General features: G+C 68.4%; 18 protein-coding genes. 14 read left to right on the forward strand and 4 right to left on the reverse strand.

What is annotated here, in order from left to right:
• Positions 1 to 53 precede the first annotated feature (53 nt).
• Positions 54 to 860 (reverse strand): metal-dependent hydrolase, encoded by an 807-nt coding sequence (locus tag ACIQF0_RS39945; protein WP_401038858.1) that lies wholly within the window; start codon positions 858 to 860, stop codon positions 54 to 56.
• 272 nt (positions 861 to 1,132) lie between these two features.
• Here ACIQF0_RS39945 and ACIQF0_RS39950 point away from each other — a divergent pair, with 272 nt between their 5' ends.
• The 3 genes from ACIQF0_RS39950 (at position 1,133) to ACIQF0_RS39960 (ending at position 5,566) form a co-directional block, all read left to right on the forward strand.
• Positions 1,133 to 2,356, forward strand: a complete 1,224-nt coding sequence (locus ACIQF0_RS39950; RefSeq protein WP_319975034.1) for an NADP-dependent isocitrate dehydrogenase — start codon at positions 1,133 to 1,135, stop codon at positions 2,354 to 2,356.
• A 201-nt stretch (positions 2,357 to 2,557) separates the two neighbouring features.
• Complete coding sequence (locus ACIQF0_RS39955; protein WP_093591502.1) at positions 2,558 to 2,845, forward strand: hypothetical protein; 288 nt, start codon at positions 2,558 to 2,560, stop codon at positions 2,843 to 2,845.
• A gap of 105 nt (positions 2,846 to 2,950) precedes the next feature.
• Positions 2,951 to 5,566 carry an AAA family ATPase gene (locus tag ACIQF0_RS39960; RefSeq protein WP_401038862.1) on the forward strand — a complete coding sequence of 872 codons (2,616 nt, stop codon included), beginning with the start codon at positions 2,951 to 2,953 and terminating at the stop codon, positions 5,564 to 5,566.
• A gap of 28 nt (positions 5,567 to 5,594) precedes the next feature.
• Here ACIQF0_RS39960 and ACIQF0_RS39965 read toward each other — a convergent pair whose 3' ends face one another.
• On the reverse strand, positions 5,595 to 5,909 hold the full coding sequence (locus ACIQF0_RS39965; RefSeq protein ID WP_401038865.1) for a hypothetical protein: 315 nt from the start codon (positions 5,907 to 5,909) through the stop codon (positions 5,595 to 5,597).
• Between the two features lie 169 nt (positions 5,910 to 6,078).
• Here ACIQF0_RS39965 and ACIQF0_RS39970 point away from each other — a divergent pair, with 169 nt between their 5' ends.
• From ACIQF0_RS39970 to yhjD, 7 genes are all read left to right on the forward strand, one after another.
• Positions 6,079 to 6,297, forward strand: a complete 219-nt coding sequence (locus ACIQF0_RS39970) for a hypothetical protein (protein ID WP_319975036.1) — start codon at positions 6,079 to 6,081, stop codon at positions 6,295 to 6,297.
• Positions 6,298 to 6,308: 11 nt separating this feature from the next.
• A complete protein-coding gene (locus ACIQF0_RS39975; RefSeq protein ID WP_401038867.1) occupies positions 6,309 to 7,103 on the forward strand; it encodes an exodeoxyribonuclease III in 795 nt (264 codons plus the stop codon).
• A 110-nt stretch (positions 7,104 to 7,213) separates the two neighbouring features.
• Positions 7,214 to 8,872, forward strand: coding sequence for a TIGR03767 family metallophosphoesterase (locus ACIQF0_RS39980; protein ID WP_401038868.1), 1,659 nt, complete (start codon positions 7,214 to 7,216; stop codon positions 8,870 to 8,872).
• A gap of 61 nt (positions 8,873 to 8,933) precedes the next feature.
• Positions 8,934 to 11,456 (forward strand): bifunctional FO biosynthesis protein CofGH, encoded by a 2,523-nt coding sequence (locus ACIQF0_RS39985; RefSeq protein ID WP_401038869.1) that lies wholly within the window; start codon positions 8,934 to 8,936, stop codon positions 11,454 to 11,456.
• Positions 11,457 to 11,579: 123 nt separating this feature from the next.
• Positions 11,580 to 11,771, forward strand: a complete 192-nt coding sequence (locus tag ACIQF0_RS39990; RefSeq protein WP_093591525.1) for a hypothetical protein — start codon at positions 11,580 to 11,582, stop codon at positions 11,769 to 11,771.
• A gap of 28 nt (positions 11,772 to 11,799) precedes the next feature.
• Entirely contained in the window at positions 11,800 to 12,825 is a 1,026-nt protein-coding gene (gene trpS, locus ACIQF0_RS39995) for a tryptophan--tRNA ligase (protein WP_401038872.1), read from the forward strand.
• Positions 12,826 to 12,849: 24 nt separating this feature from the next.
• Positions 12,850 to 13,836, forward strand: coding sequence for an inner membrane protein YhjD (gene yhjD, locus ACIQF0_RS40000; protein WP_401038875.1), 987 nt, complete (start codon positions 12,850 to 12,852; stop codon positions 13,834 to 13,836).
• Between the two features lie 57 nt (positions 13,837 to 13,893).
• On the opposite strand, the gene ACIQF0_RS40005 is transcribed toward yhjD, so the two are convergent.
• Positions 13,894 to 15,162, reverse strand: coding sequence for a D-alanyl-D-alanine carboxypeptidase family protein (locus ACIQF0_RS40005; protein WP_401038877.1), 1,269 nt, complete (start codon positions 15,160 to 15,162; stop codon positions 13,894 to 13,896).
• Between the two features lie 61 nt (positions 15,163 to 15,223).
• Between ACIQF0_RS40005 and ACIQF0_RS40010 the strand changes: the two genes are divergently transcribed.
• Both ACIQF0_RS40010 and ACIQF0_RS40015 read left to right on the forward strand, forming a co-directional pair.
• A complete protein-coding gene (locus ACIQF0_RS40010; protein WP_360044416.1) occupies positions 15,224 to 15,451 on the forward strand; it encodes an SCO4848 family membrane protein in 228 nt (75 codons plus the stop codon).
• A gap of 10 nt (positions 15,452 to 15,461) precedes the next feature.
• Entirely contained in the window at positions 15,462 to 15,812 is a 351-nt protein-coding gene (locus ACIQF0_RS40015; RefSeq protein ID WP_319975046.1) for a hypothetical protein, read from the forward strand.
• Between the two features lie 97 nt (positions 15,813 to 15,909).
• Here the strand turns inward: ACIQF0_RS40015 and ACIQF0_RS40020 are convergent, their stop codons facing one another.
• Positions 15,910 to 16,500 (reverse strand): hypothetical protein, encoded by a 591-nt coding sequence (locus tag ACIQF0_RS40020; RefSeq protein WP_401039166.1) that lies wholly within the window; start codon positions 16,498 to 16,500, stop codon positions 15,910 to 15,912.
• Between ACIQF0_RS40020 and ACIQF0_RS40025 the strand changes: the two genes are divergently transcribed.
• Positions 16,469 to 16,546 carry a hypothetical protein gene (locus ACIQF0_RS40025; protein ID WP_401039147.1) on the forward strand — a complete coding sequence of 26 codons (78 nt, stop codon included), beginning with the start codon at positions 16,469 to 16,471 and terminating at the stop codon, positions 16,544 to 16,546. The genes ACIQF0_RS40020 and ACIQF0_RS40025 overlap by 32 nt on opposite strands.
• Positions 16,547 to 16,585: 39 nt before the next feature.
• Entirely contained in the window at positions 16,586 to 17,500 is a 915-nt protein-coding gene (locus ACIQF0_RS40030) for a hypothetical protein (RefSeq protein ID WP_401038881.1), read from the forward strand.
• The last annotated feature ends 156 nt before the right edge of the window (positions 17,501 to 17,656 follow it).

Here is a 17,656-nt window from a genome sequence, read left to right on the forward strand (position 1 = left end):
GGCTAGAGCGAACGGGTGAGCCCGAGGTGGACTGCGAATGTCCAGGGGACGAACTAGATCGGAAGCAGGTCCACCCAGTCCAGGAACGGCAGCGCGCCCGTGCCCTGCAACGCCGCGAGCCCCAGCCAGATCGACAGGATCGTCACGATCGGCCCGACGATCGCCATCTCCACGACGCCGCCGGTCTTCATCCGCAGGATCTTCGGCGGCGCGACCGGGAACCACGTCTTGCCCATGATCGGGATCGGCCAGAGGATCGGGCAGCCCTGCTCGGTGATCGCGTCACCGATGTAGTGCGCGAAACACCCGATGCCGACCGCGATCCCGCACGCCGCCGCGGACGCGTCCGTCTGCGAGGTCGACGCGATCATCGCCCAGGTGATCCCGGCCGACACCACGGTGATCAGCAACGCGTCCTGCTTGGGGCACCAGTCGTTCATGATGCCGCGCACCGCCAGACCGGCGAACACGAACATCAGCACGGGCAGCGCCCACTTCTGGCTGTTCTGGATGACCGCGGCGGTGAAGACGGCGGCGAACATCGCGAAGACGAGCGTGTGCGTGAGACCGCGATGTCCGCCGTCTCGCTTGGAATCCCGCTTCAGCCGCGTTGTCCGGTAGACGAAGCTGCTCAACGCGTTGATGCCCGCGGACAGCCCGCTGCTCAGCGCTCCGAACGTGCGCGAGATGGTCGATCCGGGGTGGTCCAGGTCGGGCAGAAGTGCCGCGCCAGTGGCGAGAACCGCGCCAACGGCCCAGCTCTGCGGCGAGAGTTGGCCGATCGGGTGAGTTGACGCGATCGCGGTGACGGCGCTCCAGGCGAGCAGCCCGCTCATCGCATGTGTTGGCCCAGTTGACACTTACGCCCTTTCCAGTGATCACCCGACCGTGCTGACAGTAGTCGTTGCTTCAACGCCGCCGGAGCGAAACTCGTTCAACGGCGAAGAAGATCGACTTGTGCCTGGTGGGGCCCTCTCTCGTGGTGACCAGTGGGCGACAGGACTACGGTTCACACCAATGGCGCAGTGCTGGGCGCCAGTTGAATCGATGTAACCAGGGTCGCAGGCACAGGACGGCGGTTTACCAGTACGCTTGTCCTGCTTGCATCGTCGCGAGAGGAGCGCCCAGGATTATGGGCAAGATCAAGGTTCAGGGCACCGTCGTCGAACTCGACGGCGACGAGATGACCCGGATCATCTGGCAGTTCATCAAGGACAAGCTGATCCACCCGTACCTGGACGTCACTCTGGAGTACTACGACCTGGGCATCGAGCACCGGGACGCCACCGACGACCAGGTCACGATCGACGCCGCGAACGCCATCAAGAAGCACGGCGTCGGCGTCAAGTGCGCCACGATCACGCCGGACGAGGCGCGCGTCGAGGAGTTCGGCCTCAAGAAGATGTGGGTCTCGCCCAACGGCACGATCCGCAACATCCTCGGCGGTGTCGTCTTCCGCGAGCCGATCATCATCTCGAACGTGCCGCGCCTGGTCCCGGGCTGGACGAAGCCGATCATCATCGGCCGTCACGCCCACGGTGACCAGTACAAGGCCACCAACTTCAAGGTGCCCGGCGCCGGCAAGCTCACGATCACGTTCCAGCCGGAGGACGGCTCGGACCCGATCGAGCACGTCGTCACCGAGTTCCCGGCGGAGGGCGGTGTGGCGATGGGCATGTACAACTACAACAAGTCCATCGAGGACTTCGCCCGCGCCTCGTTCTCCTACGGCCTGCAGCGGGGCTACCCCGTCTACATGTCGACGAAGAACACGATCCTGAAGGCCTACGACGGCGCCTTCAAGGACATCTTCGAGCGCGTGTTCAACGAGGAGTTCAAGGCGGAGTTCGACGCCAAGGGCCTCACCTACGAGCACCGCCTGATCGACGACATGGTCGCCGCTGCCATGAAGTGGGAGGGCGGCTACGTCTGGGCGTGCAAGAACTACGACGGTGACGTCCAGTCCGACACGGTCGCGCAGGGCTTCGGCTCGCTCGGCCTCATGACGTCGGTCCTGATGACGCCGGACGGCAAGACGGTCGAGGCCGAGGCCGCGCACGGCACCGTGACGCGTCACTTCCGCCAGCACCAGGCCGGCAAGCCGACCTCCACGAACCCCATCGCGTCGATCTACGCGTGGACCCGTGGCCTCATGCACCGCGGCAAGCTGGACAACACCCCCGAGGTGATCCGCTTCGCCGAGGCGCTCGAGGAGGTCGTGATCGAGACCGTCGAGGCCGGTCAGATGACCAAGGACCTGGCCCTGCTGATCAGCAAGGACCAGGCGTGGCTGACCACCGAGGACTTCCTCGGCGCGCTCGACGAGAACCTCAAGAAGAAGATGGCGTCGTTCTGACGGTCGCCTGATTCGAGTACGTGAGAAGGCCACCCCGGTCACACCGGGGTGGCCTTTCGCGTTGGGCGTCACCCGGTCGGTTCCTCTTGCGGGTGGTTGCCGCGCCGAGCCGTCCACACCGGCCCTCCAGCCGCTATATCTGCTGTTCCAGGGCTTGTGTTGTGCGGAGGCGTCGCGATGCTGGGTGTTCCGGTTCGGGGAATGATCGTCATTGGTGTGCTCGGGGTCGCCGGCGTCATGTACGCGGTGAACGGCGGCAAGCCGATGGGCAGTGACAAGGGGTCGGAGATCTGCAAGATCACGGTGACCGCGGACATCCTCAACGTCCGGTCGGGTCCCGGTGACATGCAGCCGATCGTCTCGACCATGCCGCGTGACGCGGTCACCGACGCGCAGGGCCGCGTCGAGAACGGCTACCGGATGCTGAGCGACCGGCGCTGGGTCAGCCAGTCGTTCGTCGCGCTGACCAGCGACTCCACCTGCAAGTAGGGATACACCCGGAGGAACCCCAATAGGATTGGTCCGGCTGGCCCAGTGGGGTCGGCCGGACGCGCCGCCACGTGTTCGAAGCGCGTGCGGCGAAGGGATGCCTCGGTGGCGGTCGCGAGTTCCGCGGTGTCCGACCGCAGGCGCGAACTGACGGTGGTGCGCGAGGCGCTGGAGGCCGCTCCCGCTGTCGTGTGCGTCGAGGGCAGCGCGGGCATGGGCAAGTCGACGGTGCTCGCCGAAACCGTGCGGATCGCTCGTGAGCGGGGCTTCCAGGTCTTCCGCGCACAGTGCTCCGCCTCGGAGTCCGGGTTCCGCTTCGGTGTGGCGGCGCAGCTCTTCGAAAGCGAAGCCGACGCGATCCTGGCGGGGGACGCCGATCAGGCGGCGATGCACCGGCTGCACCGGCTCGTTCGCAAGATGTCCCTCGGCTCTCCTGTGCTGCTGGCCGTCGACGACGTGGAGTTGGCCGACGCACCGTCGTTGAAGTTCCTGTCCTACCTGCGAAGGCGGCTGAGCGACCTGCCGGTCGTCCTTGTGGTGACGCGGGGTTTCGTGGTCGACGCGCCGTTGCTGCGCGAGGTCGTCGGTGACGCCGTTCGCGTCCGGCTCGCAGGTCTTGACCAGGCGGGGTGTGCGCGGTTTCTGAGGACGCTCTTCGCTTCCGGGGTCACCGACGAGGTCGTCGCCGACTGGCGGGTGGCGACCGGCGGCAACCCGTATCTGCTCGGTCTGCGCCCTCGCGACCTCGGGGAACGCGCCGGCGAACTGGTCGCGCGGCTGTCGTCGGCCGGTGCCGCGGTGGTGGCGCTGGCGCAGGCGTTCGCGGTGCTCGGCGAGGCCGATCTGGCGCTGGCGGGTGCGGCGGCCGGGCTGGGGCCGCAGGAGGCCGTGGACGCGTCACGGGCGTTGGGCGGCTTGGGTTTCGCGGGCGTGCCGATGGTGCTGTCGACGTTGGCGCAGAGCACGGCCGCGTTGGACCGGGCGGCGATCCACGCGCGAGCGGCCCGGTTCCGGTACGACGACCAGGCGTCCGTCGACGTCGTGGCGGCGCATTTGCTCGAGGCCGCGCCGATCGGGGAGGAGTGGGTGCGGGACGTGCTGCGCGCGGTGGCCCGGAAGTCCACTTCGGACAGAGCGATCGCCTTTCTGCGCAGGCTTTTGCGCGAACCGCTGCCGGACGACCTGCGCGGCGAGGTGCTGGTCGAGCTGAGCGAGGCGCAGTCGTTGGTCGATCCCGGCGCGGCTCGCGCGTCGCTGCACAAGGCCGCGGGTGCGTCGATGGACGTGCTGGCCGAGGGGCGGATGGCGTTGCTGCTCGCCTACGACCTGGCCGGGCGGCGGCTGTACCGGGACGCGGTCGCGAAGGTCGAGTCGGTGATCGCGCGCGTCTGCGGTGCGGACCCGGACCTGGCTCAGCGGCTGGACCTGTACGCGTTGTCGCTGGGGTTGGAGGAGTCGTTCTTCTCCAGCGAGGTGGAGACGCGGATCGCGCGGTTGCTCGGTTCGCGGATGACGTCGGCCCGCAACGCGCGTTTCTTGAACACCCTGCTGGCGTATAGGGGCGCGACGATCGGCGCGAACCCCGGCGAGACGCGGCGGCGGGTGCGGGCCGCGCTGCCGTTGCACGTCGGGCGGGACCTGATCGACCAGTTCTCGTTCGCGCACATGATCGTGGCGTTGCTCGGGCTCGACGAGTACGAGCTGGCGGACCGGCAGTGCGAGGAGGCGCTGCGGGTGACGTCCGAACGCGACCTCGCCCTGTGCGCGGCTCTGGTGCAGGGGCTGCGGTGTCACGTCGCGCGCCGGCTGGGTTCGTTGGCCGTGGCGGAACAACTCGGCCTGGCGTCGCTGGCGCGGCTGGACTCGGTGGGCGCGGGGCAGGACGGCAACATCGTGGTGTCCGTCGCCGGGCTGGCCGGCGTGTGGGTGGACACGGGCGACACGGCGTCGGCGTCGCGGCTCGTGCGCGAACGCTCGCTCGACGGCGATCTGCCCGAGTACTCGCACTACAACGCGTTGCTGCACCAGCGTGGCCGCCTGCACATGGCGTTGGGAGATCCGGTTTCGGCGTTGCGCGACCACCTCTTGTGCGGTCAGCGGATGGAACGCCGTGGCGCGCGCAACCCGTCGTTGCAACCGTGGCGCTCGCACGCGGCGTTGGCGCACTTGGCTTTGGGGGAGCGGGATCAGGCTTCCCGCCTGGCTTTCCAGGAGCTGGAACTGGCGCGCGACTGGGGTCTCGCCGTGCCGGTCGGGGTTTCCGCGAGGGTTGCCGGTGTCGTGGCTTCGGACGCTCTGCTGCTGGAGGAGGCCGTGTCGGCGTTGCGCGGAACTCCGGCCCGGCTGGAGCTGGCACGGGCGTTGATCGACTGGGGAGTGGTGCTGCGGTCGCTCGGCCGCGGCCCCGAGGCGCTGGCGGCGTTGCGGCAGGGCCACGACGTCGCGAAGAGGTGCGGCGCGATCCCGTTGATGGGCCTCGCGGCACGGGAACTGCGTGCGGCCGGCGGACGTCCGGCGCGCCTGCCGTCGGGTTCGGTGCTCACCGCACAGGAGGAACACATCGTGCGGCGCGCGGTGCACGGACTGACGAACCGGCAAATCGCGGCGGAGTTGTTCGTGACGCCACGGGCCGTTGAACTGCACCTGACCCGCGCCTATCGAAAACTGGGGATCTCCGGGCGGCGAGATCTGGCCGCCGCGTTGGAAAAGGCCGGCGCGTGAGGGCGGCGCCGGCCATTTCCCGCTCGTCCTACTTGAGCACGATGATGCCCAACGCGAAGATCTTGCCGCCCAGCTTCAGCCCCTTGACGTCGACGCTCGCGCCGACCTCCAGCTCACCGGAGATGATGGTCTTCACGACGTCGTAGTCCACGTCCACCGTCGTCGAGGCGTCGACCCTGACCTTGATGGACTTGCCCTTGACGACCGCGACGACCTCGCCGGTCAGGTCCGCGGACACCTCGGCCGACTGCGCCGGCGCCGGCGCGGCGAAGGCCTGGGCGGCGCCACCGAACAGCACGGCGGTGGCGGCGAGACCGGCGAGAACACCCTTGATCGCGTTCATTGCTTCTCCTTGGTGCTTTTCGTGCTTTGGGGGAGATTTCCTGGGCCCGCCAGAAGAATGTCTTCCGATGATCCGCACGCTCAAGTCTTTGGTTTCAACAGTTCGCTATCGCCGAAGTGCGGCTTTGCATTGGTCAACGACTTCGGTGGCGTGTGGCAAACTTGCGGGCATGCTGCGGAACATGTTTCGGTGGGGCAGAGCCAAGGGCGTCACGCAGTGCTCCTGCGACCCCGAGTGGCAGGGCCTCTACACCGAGATCGACGGCCAGCGCCAGCTCGCCCTGCCGCGCGACGAGATGGCCACCCTCGTCGGCTACCTCGACCTAACCGCGCACTGCGCCGGCTGCGGCGCCGAGTACCCGAAGCCCTGGGGTCTGGCCTCCCAGTAGGCTCCTCCGTCGTGCTCACGGTCTCCACGGTCAACGTCAACGGTCTGCGCGCCGCCGCGAAGAAGGGCTACCTCTCGTGGCTCGCCTCGACTTCCGCGGATGTGGTGTGTCTGCAGGAAGTCCGCGCCGAACCAGCCGAGCTGACCCCTGACGTCCACTCGCCCGAGGGCTGGCACGGCGTGTACGCCCCGTCGTCCTTGAAGGGCCGTGCAGGCGTGGGCATCCTCTCGCGCGTAGAGCCCACCTCGGTCCGCATCGGCTTCGGCACCGCCGAGTTCGAGGCGAGCGGCCGCTACGTGGAGATCGAACTGCCCGGCGTCGTGGTGGCGTCGCTCTACCTGCCGTCCGGCGACGTGGGCACCGAGAAGCAGGACGAGAAGGACCGCTTCATGGCGGCCTTCCTGCCGTACCTGGTGTCGCTACGAGAGAAGGCGGCCGTATCGGGCCGTGAGGTGCTCGTGTGCGGCGACTGGAACATCGCGCACCAGCAGGCAGACCTGAAGAACTGGAAGACGAACCAGAAGGAGTCCGGCTTCCTGCCGTACGAGCGGGAGTGGCTCACGTCCGTGTTCGCGTCTGGGTACAACGACGTGATGCGCGCGCTGCACCCCGATGCCGTCGGGCCGTACTCGTGGTGGTCGTACCGGGGGAAGGCCTTCGACAACGACTCGGGCTGGCGGATCGACTACCAGGTCGCGACGGACGGCCTGGCGGCTCGGGCTCGGACCGCGGTGGTGGAGCGGGCGGCGACGTACGCCGAGCGCTGGTCGGACCACGCCCCGGTCACCGTCGAGTACTCCGACTGACCCAGCCCGAACAGCCTTTATCGCTCTTGTCGCCCACCTGACGGCTCGATTCCACCCACCCGTTCCCCGAATATGAACACGATTCACCATCGATGAATCGGGGGCGGCTCATGACAGGCTTCAACCGGCGTTCGTTCCTCCTGGCAATGGGCGTGGGCGCCGCAGGCGTCCCGCTCCTCGACGGCCAAGCGTTTGCGTCCACGGCGGGCACCACGCTCGACGTCACGGCCGCGCCGATCGGCACCAGCGGCTACCGCAGGCTCGCCGCAGGTCCGGGCTGGCCGACGGTCGTGCGCAGCGACCTCATCGCCGCGAAACCCGACCGGGAGGCCAGGCGCCGAGCGCTCGCCAGCTTCGTGCAGTTCAGCGACATGCACATCTGCGACGCCCAGAGTCCGCTCCGGTTCGAGTACCTGCACCCGATCATGGGCTCCAGCGCGCACCGGCCGCAGGAAGCGCTCACCACGCAGGGCTCCACCTCACTCGTCCGTCGCGTCAACGCCGTCCGCCAAGGGCCGTTGACCGGCAGGCCGTTCGACTTCCTCATGACCACCGGCGACAACACGGACAACCACGAGAACGTCGAGCTCGACTGGTTCCTCACGATCCTCAACGGCGGCCGCATCACCCCGAACACCGGCGACGCGCGATACGAAGGTGTGCAGAACGCGGGCATCAGCACGTTCTGGCAGCCGGACGTCAGCGGCGGCGACGACTACAAGGCAAAGGGTTTCCCGCAGCTCAACGGGTTGCTGGACGCGGCCGTCCGCGAGTTCGCCAGCCCCGGCCTGAACATCCCCTGGTACTCCACGATCGGCAACCACGACGACAGCGTGGTCGGCGCGCTGCCGGACGGGCTGCTCGACAGCTGGTACACGGGACGCAAGAAGATCGTCGGGTTCGGCGACCCCGTGCAGAACGCCAAGGTCGCGCAGGCGTTCAACGATCCCAAGGCCATCCCGGAAGCGATGGCCATCCTCGCGAGTGGCGGCGTCGTCCGCACCGTGACGCCAGACAGCCGTCGGAGGCTGTTCGACACCGGTGAGTTCGTGCGCAAGCATCTGCCGTCGGGCGGGCACGGCTACACGGACGCCAACGCGGATGGCGTGGACGTCTTCTACACGTTTCGGATGGCGCCTGGTGTCACGGGCATCAGCATGGACACCACGAACCTCGCAGGGTTCTCCACGGGCTCGATAGGGCTGCATCAGCTCAACTGGATCGAGAAGACCCTCAGGCGCAACAGCTCGCTCTACTACGACTGGCTGGGCTTGCCGCAACGGCAGAACGTCACCGACGAGCTGTTCGTGCTCTTCAGTCACCACACGAGCACGACGATGGGCAACGTTCTGCCGGACAAGCGCCGGCCGCTCGACCCGCGGATGAACGGCGACGCGCTCGTGAATCTCCTGCACCGCTTTCCGAACGTGCTGGCGTGGGTCAACGGCCACACGCACCGCAACGTGATCACGCCGCACCGGCACGACACACCCGGCAGAAGCTTCTGGGAGATCAACACCGCCGCGCACGTCGACTACCCGCAGCACGCCCGCGTGATCGAGGTCGCGGACAACGGCGACGGCACGTTGTCGCTGTTCACGACGTTGCTCGAAGCGGACGCGCCCTATCAGGTCGACTACGACGACCGCAGCGACGCGGGGCTCGCCAGCCTGTGCCGGGAGTTCACCTACAACGACATCCACTCGCGGACGAACCCGCTGGGCACGCCGCTCGACCGGAACACGGAGCTGCTCGTCGCCGTCCGCTGAGTGGGATGTCCCACAGCCAGTCACACCTGATCAGGAATTTCGGCGGCCTAAGGTCGTTGACGTGGCAGTGGACATCTCGCTAACCCCACCTCAGCCCCGTCCGAGTGCGGCGGCCATGCGGCGTGCGCTTCGCCGGGCCGCCGACGGTGCGGTGCTCGACGCGACCGAAGCCTCCGTGCTGCTCCACGCGCGTGAGGACGACCTGGACGCGTTGCTGACAGCGGCGGGCAAGGTGCGGGACGCGCACCTGCTCGCCGAGGGGCGGGCGGGGATCGTCACGTACAGCCGGTCGGTGTTCATCCCGCTGACCAGGCTGTGCCGCGACCGGTGCCACTACTGCACGTTCGCGACCGCGCCGCACAAGGTGCCCGCGGCGTTCCTCGAACGCGACGAGGTGCTGGCGATCGCACGGGCCGGGGCCGCCCAGGGCTGCAAGGAAGCCCTCTTCACGCTCGGCGACCGGCCGGAGGACCGCTGGCCCGCCGCGAAGGAGTGGCTGGAGGCGCGCGGGTACGAGTCCACTTTGGACTACGTGCGGGCCAGTGCCATCGCGGTGCTGGAGGAGACCGGGCTGCTGCCGCACCTCAACCCCGGCGTGCTGAGCTGGGAGGAACTGACGCGGCTGCGGCCCGTCGCGTCCAGCATGGGCATGATGCTCGAGACCACGGCCGAACGGCTGTGGAGTGAGAAGGGCGGCCCGCACTACGGCAGCCCCGACAAGGATCCCGCCGTCCGGCTGCGCGTCCTCACCGACGCCGGCCGCGTGAACGTGCCGTTCACCACCGGAATCCTGATCGGCATCGGCGAGACCATCGCCGAGCGCGCCGAGTCGTTGCTCGCGATGCGGCAGATCGCCAAGCAGTACGGGCACATCCAGGAAGTCATCATCCAGAACTTCCGCGCCAAGCCGGACACGGCGATGCGCGGCATGCCCGACGCCGACCTGACCGAGCTCGCGGCCACGATCGCCGTGGCACGCCTGGTGATGCCGTCGACCGTGAGCGTGCAGGCACCGCCGAACCTGGTCGGTGGCGAGTTCGGCCTCATGCTGCGCGCGGGCGTCGACGACTGGGGCGGCGTCTCGCCGATCACGCCCGACCACGTGAACCCCGAGAAGCCGTGGCCCCAGGTCGACCAGCTCGCGGAGATCACCGCGCAGGCCGGTTTCTCCTTGCGGGAACGGCTGAACGTCTACCCGCGCTTCGTCCGCGCGACGGTCGGGCAGTGGATCGACACCCGGCTCACCGCGCACGTTTCCGCGCTGGCACTGGAGAACGGCCTCGCGAACCCGGACGCCGAGGTGGTCGGCCGCGAGTGGCAGGAACCGGACGGCGGGACCGACACCTACGGACGCGCGGACCTCAACACCGCGATCGACACCGAAGGCCGCACGAACGACCGCCGCGGCGACTTCGACGAGGTCTACGGCGACTGGGACGAGCTGAAGATCCCCGTTGCCCCGCAACGGCTTCCCGACGACGTCCAACGTGGACTGAAGATCGCCGAGAACGACCCGGCCGCGTTGCTCGAGGACACCGAGGCCGCGATGGCGCTGCTGACGGCCGACGGTGACGCGCTCGAGGTGATGACCCGCCTGGCCGACGACCTGCGGCGCGAGGTGGTCGGCGACGACGTCACCTACGTCGTCAACCGGAACATCAACTTCTCCAACGTCTGCTACGTCGGATGTCGCTTCTGCGCCTTCGCCCAGCGCGAGCGCGACGCCGACGCGTTCCGGCTCTCCGCGGAGGAAGTCGCCGACCGCGCCCAGGAGGCGTGGAACGACGGCGCCACCGAGGTCTGCATGCAGGGCGGTATCGACCCCAAGTTGCCGGTGACCTACTACGCCGACGTCGTGCGCGCGATCAAGAAGCGCATTCCGCAGATGCACGTCCACGCGTTCAGCCCGATGGAGATCGTCTCCGCCGCGGCGAAGGCCGGCGTGAGCGTGCGCGAGTGGCTGACCGAGCTCAAGGAAGCCGGTCTCGACACGATTCCCGGCACGGCGGCCGAGATCCTCGACGACGACGTGCGCTGGGTGCTCACCAAGGGCAAGTTGCCGACCGCGACCTGGCTCGACGTCGTCGGAACGGCCCATGAGCTGGGCATTCGTTCGTCCAGCACGATGATGTACGGCCACGTGGACCACCCCGGCCACTGGCTCACGCACTTCCGCGTGCTCGCGAAGCTCCAGGACCGCACGGGCGGGCTCACCGAGTTCGTCGCGCTGCCGTTCGTGCACCGCAACGCCCCGATCTACCTGGCAGGAGTCGCCCGCCCCGGCCCCACCCGCCGCGACAACCGCGCCGTGCACGCGTTCGCACGGTTGGCGCTGCACGGGCGCGTGGACAACATCCAGTGCTCATGGGTGAAGCTCGGCGACGAGGGCACCGCGGAGATCCTCAACGGCGGCGCGAACGACATCGGCGGCACGTTGATGGAGGAGACCATCAGCCGCATGGCCGGGTCTGAACACGGCTCGGCGCGTACTGTGCGTGAGCTTGAATCCCTGGCTTCGCTCGCAGGGCGTAACGCCCGTCAGCGGACTACGACATATGGGCGAGTGCTATCTGATCACGAGTGACCGATAGTCTGATTCGGCGCATCGACGCTACCGGCGATCGGTAGCTTGGCGGCCAATCAGTCAGCAAGGTTCACCCGTTCCGGGGTGGATCTGTGCCTTGGGGAGGCTCGGCAAGTGCACGGCATGAGTCTGGTTCTGAGCGCTGCGGTCGAAAGCAGCATGACCGGCACCGCTGCCGGTCCCGTGGGTCTGATCGCGGTGACGGCGGGCGTGGGTGGTCTGGTGTACGGCCTGGTGAAGCGGCGCAAGCCCGCTCCGGTCGTCGCGGCCAACCAGCGCATCGACCTGGTCCAGCAGGACTCCGCGCAGAACTGATCGAGCTGGGTCTGAGAAGATTTCGTTCGTGTCCACGGAGAACGCGCCTGTAGAGGCTGTCAAGCGCCCCCGCGTCCTGTCCGGCATCCAGCCGACGGCCGGGTCGTTCCACCTCGGCAACTACCTGGGTGCGGTGCGGCAGTGGGTGGCGTTGCAGGAAGCGCACGACGCGTTCTACTGCGTCGTCGACCTGCACGCGATCACCGTGGAGCAGAACCCGAAGGAACTGCGTCAGAACACGCGCGTCTCGGCCGCGCAGCTGCTCGCGCTGGGCATCGACCCGGATCGGGCGACCCTGTTCGTGCAGTCGCACGTCCCGGAGCACGCCCAGCTCGGCTGGGTCATGCAGTGCATGACCGGCTTCGGCGAGGCGTCGCGGATGACGCAGTTCAAGGACAAGTCCGCACGTCAGGAGCAGTCCGTCGGCGTGGGCCTGTTCACCTACCCGATCCTGCAGGCCGCGGACATCCTGCTGTACCAGGCGCACTACGTGCCGGTCGGCGAGGACCAGCGCCAGCACCTGGAGCTGACCCGCGACCTCGCGACGCGCTTCAACTCGCGCTACGGCAAGACGTTCCGCCTGCCGGAGGCGTACATCGTCAAGGACACGGCCAAGATCTTCGACCTGCAGGACCCGACGGCGAAGATGAGCAAGTCGGTGCCCGGCGGTGTCGTCGAGCTGCTGGAAGACCCGAAGCGGTCGGCCAAGAAGATCCGCTCCGCCGTCACCGACACGGGCCGCGAGGTCCTCTTCGACGTCGAGAACAAGCCGGGCGTCTCGAACCTGCTGACGATCTACTCGGCCCTGACCGGCCGGACGGTCGAGTCGCTGGTCACCGACTACGACGGCAAGGGCTACGGGGACCTGAAGAAGGACCTCGGCGAGGTCTTCACCGAGTGGGTCACGCCGGTGCAGGAACGCGTGAAGACGTACCTCGACGACGTGGCGTCGCTGGACAAGATTCTGGCCGCCGGTGCCGAACGCGCCCGTGAGGTCGCTTCCGGCACGTTGCGCCGCACGTACGAGAAGATCGGCTTTGTTCTGCCTGAGTAGTGCAAGTGCACTAGCGTCCTACGCGTGGACAAGTGGCGGCGGAAGTACGCATGGCTCGACCACATCATCCTGGCCTATGAGCGCTTCACCGAGAGATACGGCACGCACTACGCCGCCGCGGTGACGTACTTCAGCGTGCTCTCGCTGGTGCCCATCCTGATGATCGGTTTCGCGGTCGCCGGTTTCGTGCTCCAGTCGCAGCCGGATCTGCTGGCTGAGCTGCGCGGGGCCATCACCGAGGCGGTGCCGGATCCCAACCTGAGCAAGCAGCTCAACGACGCCGTCACCACCGCCCTGGAGTCCAAGGGCACGGTCGGCATCATCGGCCTGATCGGTGCCGCCTACTCCGGTCTCGGCTGGATGGGCAACCTCCGCGACGCCCTGACCGCGCAGTGGGGCCACGCGAAGGAGAACCTGCCGTTCCTCGGCACGTTGTGGCGCGACCTGCTGGCGTTGCTCGGCCTGGGCCTCGCGATCGTGCTGTCGTTCGGCATCACGGCGGTGGGGACGGGGTTCGCGGAGCTCATCCTGAGGTGGATGGGGCTGGAGAACGCCGGCTGGGCGCACGTCCTGCTGCGGATCGGCACGATCATCCTGTCGCTGCTCGCGAACTGGCTCGTGTTCCTGTGGGTGCTCTCGCGGTTGCCGCGCAAGCCCGTCGGGTGGCGCAGCGCGATCCGCGGCGCGTTCGCCGGCGCGGTCGGGTTCGAGATCCTGAAGCAGACGGCGACGATCTTCCTGTCGTTCACGACCAAGTCGCCGACCTCGGCCGCGTTCGGGTCCGTCATCGGTGTGCTGGTGTTCGCGAACCTGGTGGCGCAGTTCGTCCTGTTCATCACCGCCTGGACGGCCACCGCGAAGGAGAACCGCGAGCCAGAGGTCGTGCAGGCGCCTCCGCCCGCGGTGATTCAGCCCGTGGTGTCCGTGCGGTCCGGGCCGTCGCCGTCGTTGATGCTCGGTGCCGGAGCGCTGGCAGGCGCGGTGCTCGGCCTTCGGTGGCGCCGCAAATAGCGTTCAGAACGAGAACGGCCCCAGCGCGAGCGCGCTGGGGCCGTCTTCTTGGGTGTCTCAGACGCCCTGTGCCGCCTGCTGCGCGGCCTGGCGGCGTGCCCTGGCCGCCTTGGCGCGCTTGCTGCGGATGAAGAGCACCAGACCGGCCAGCAGGCCGAGCACCGCGACGGCCGTGATGGGCAGGCCGACGGTGCCGAACGCGGTCGGCGTCGGGCGGCCGGTGCGCGGGTCGGTGACCGCCACGTCCTGGGCGTCGGTGCTGTCCTGGGTGGGGACGACCTTCGGCTTCGGCTGCGGCGCGCCGTCGACGAGCTTGCCGACGCCGCCGGGGCCCATGGAGAAGCCGTAGTCGAGCAGCTTCGACGCCTGGGCGTCGATGCGCGTGGGCGTCTGCTGGCCGCGGAGCAGCACCACGACGAGACGGCGGCCGTTGCGTTCGGCGGCGCCCACGTAGGTGTGCTGGGAGTCGTCGGTGAAGCCGGTCTTGCCGCCGAGCGCGCCCTCGTAGTTCGTGAGCAGGCGGTTGTCGTTCTGCAGCATGATCGTGCCGCCGTTGCGGCCGGGGAACTGCGACTGCTGCAGCTTGATGGCCGTCGCGAACTCCTCGTACTTCATCGCGCCGCGGAAGATCAGGCCGACGTCGTAGGCCGAGGTGCTGGTGCCGGGGGCGTCGAGGCCCGACGGCGTCACGGCGCGGGTGTCGAGGGCGCCGAGCTCCTTGGCCATCGCGTTCATCTTGCGCAGGGCGTTCGGCACGCCGCCGAGCTGACGGGCCAGCGTGTGCGCCACGTCGTTGCCCGAGGTGAGCAGCAGGCCGTGCAGCAGCTGGCGGACCGTGTACTGGCCGCCGTCCTTGAGACCGACGCAGGTGCATTCCTGCTGCGTGTCCTCGGCGCTGGCGGTGACGACGAGGTCGCCCCGCAGTTCCTTGGCGACGACCATCGCGAGCAGCACCTTGATGACGCTGGCGGGACGCTGACGGCCGTGCGGGTCGTACGCGGCGATGACCGCGCCGCTGTCCATGTCCGCGAGCAGCCACGACGCGGCGGTGATGCCGCTGGGCGGCTGGCCGGAGTTCGGCGGCAGGATCAGGCCGCACTCGCCCAGCCGGTCGCCACCGACGGGCTTCTCCGGCACCTCGAGCGCGAGCGGGGCCTTCTGACCGGGCGCCGGCTGTTCGGACGTGTCCACCGGTGGAGGCGGCGTCTCGCGGTTCTCACACTGAGCCGAGCCGGCGGCCTGCTGTGCGGTGCTCGTCGGTGCGGCGAACGCGGCGGTGGCCGTTGCTAGGACCAGGGCGACGATGAGCCGTTTTGGGAAGGGCACACGTTCAGGCTATCCACCCCCGTTTAGCGGCTTGCACGCGCCACGTCTGATACTGGGGAACGTGAAGCTCTCGCGCCCGATGTCACTCTTCCTGGTGGCTTTCGGACTGTGGTCGTGGGTGATCTGGCCCACTTTCCTGAAGAACATCTGGAAGGACCCCCGTTCGTTCAGCGACGGACCTACCGCGTTCTTCACGGTCCACCTGGTGCTCGTGATCGCCTCGCTCGTGTTCGGCACCGTCATCGGCGTGCTGGGCGTGCGGGGATTCCTGGCCACTCGACGTCGATAAGGAAAACGCTGTGGAGTTCGTACGCCTGCTGCTGGTGTTCCTGCACCTGCTCGGCATGGGCATGCTCGTCGCGATGATCATGTTGCAGGCCAGGGCCGGCAAGGACGCCCCGGTCAACAAGGGCTGGCTGCACGGCGCGGCGCTGCAGCTGCTGACCGGTGTCGCGCTGGTGGCCATCGACCCGCTGGTCGACTCCGTCAAGTACGACCACGTCAAGATCGGCGTGAAGCTGCTGGTCGTCGTGGCCATCGCCGCCGTCGTGGCGATCAACGTCAGCAAGCCGAAGGCGCCGTCCTGGCTGCTGCCGACCGCCGCGTCGCTGGTCGTGCTGAACGTGGGCATCGCGGTCTTCTGGACCTGATCGGGCGATGTCGCCCGCTCTGGCGGGTGACGTGGGCCTGCTTTTGACCCGACAGGCTGTACCCGCGCGCAACCATCCGTGGCATGTCACGTATCGCCTATATCGGTGTGCTCACCGCCGGAGCAGTGTTGACGCTCGTCGCACTGCACGGTGCCGCCCCGGAAGCTTCGGCCTCCGGGGATGGCCAGGTGTGCGCCGCTGCGTGGTGCCCGAAAGTACGCCCAGACTGGCGCGCGCCGTCGCCGAGAGGTGAAGAGCCTCCGACGTCGTCCACGACCACTCCGACGACAACGACCACCACCCCTTGCACGACGACCACGACCACCACGACTCCGCCAACGACGACCACGACCACGTCGACGACCACCACGACCTCGACCACGACGACGACCACGGACACGCCGCCGGGGTCGACGCCACCGAGCACGACCACCTCGACGACCACGACCACGACGCCGCCGGGTTCGACGACCTCGACGACGACGTCGAGGACCACGACACCGCCGGACTCGACCACGTCGACGACGACCACGCCGAAGACCACCACCCCGCCCACGACGACGAAGCCGCTGGTAGCGACTCCGCCGGTCACGAAGCCCCCGGTCCACCAGGACAACCGCCTGGCCAACACCGGCGCCTCCACCACGTGGCTGCTCCTGCTCGGCGTGCTGCTCCTCGTAGGAGGCACCGCTCTGATGCTGATCGACCGCGCCAGGCGACCCTCCAGGCGCTGACCCCTCGAAACTGTCGGTGTCCCTCGTCACACTGGTGACGTGCGAATCGAACACCTGCGCGAACGCAGCGATCTCGGCGTGATCAGTGCCGGCGCCCTGAAGTCACTGGGCGTCACCAACCCGTGGCGACGATGTACCGCGGGCGGGCCGTGGCAGCGCATGTACCCAGGCGTAGTGCTGCTGCACAACGGCCCGCCCACCGCGGACCAACAACTGACCGCGGCCCTCCTGCGCGCAGGCCCAGGAGCCGTGGTGACAGGCGCCGAAGCCTGCCGCCGCCACGGCCTCCCAGCCCGCGCCCCGGAAATCCACGTCCTGATCCCAGGCACGGCCCGAGGCAGCGGCCTCCTGATCCTCGAACGAGCCGCACCCATGCCCACGTCAACAGACGTCGGCGGCTACCCGGTGGTGTCCGCGGCCAGGGCCGTCATAGACGCCTGCCGCTTCCTGCGCTCCGAAGACGAGGCCACCACCCTGATCGCAGCAGCAGTCCAACGAGGCCGCTGCACCCCACAAGACCTCGCGGCAGAAGCCCGAACCAACCGCTTCGGCACGAAGCTGGTCCGCACCGTCCTAAAAGAACTGGGCCGCGCCGAATCCGTGGCAGAACGAGACGCCCGCCGCCTCTCCCGCAAGATCCGCCTCACCACACCCCACTGGAACGCCACGATCGCCAACGCCGACGGCGTCCTGATCGGCAGACCGGACGCCTGGTACGACGACGTGGGCCTGGCCTGGGAGATCGACTCGAAGGCATTCCACTTCGGACCGCGCGACTACGAACGAACCCTCGCCCGCAACAGCCGTTACGCGGCAGCGGGAATCCTCGTCCTCCAGACCCTGCCGACGAGGCTGCGCGACAGCCCGGAAGCAGTGGCGCGCGAACTGAAGGCGGCACATCGGGCGGCAGCGGCCAGACCCCGCCCACCGGTGCACGTGGTGGAGGCGACTTGAACAAGCATGCACTCTGACGCTGCCTCCGACCCTCGTGGTGCCACCCGCACTCGCCAACGCAAGGCGACCACGACGTATGCCCGGCGCGCTGTGCCAACAGGCGCGGCCCCTCGCGAGGCAACCACGTACGAGTCCTGGCGTGGCGATGCGAAGCGA

It is taken from the genome of Lentzea sp. NPDC092896 (assembly GCF_044754905.1).
Lineage (GTDB): Bacteria > Actinomycetota > Actinomycetes > Mycobacteriales > Pseudonocardiaceae > Lentzea.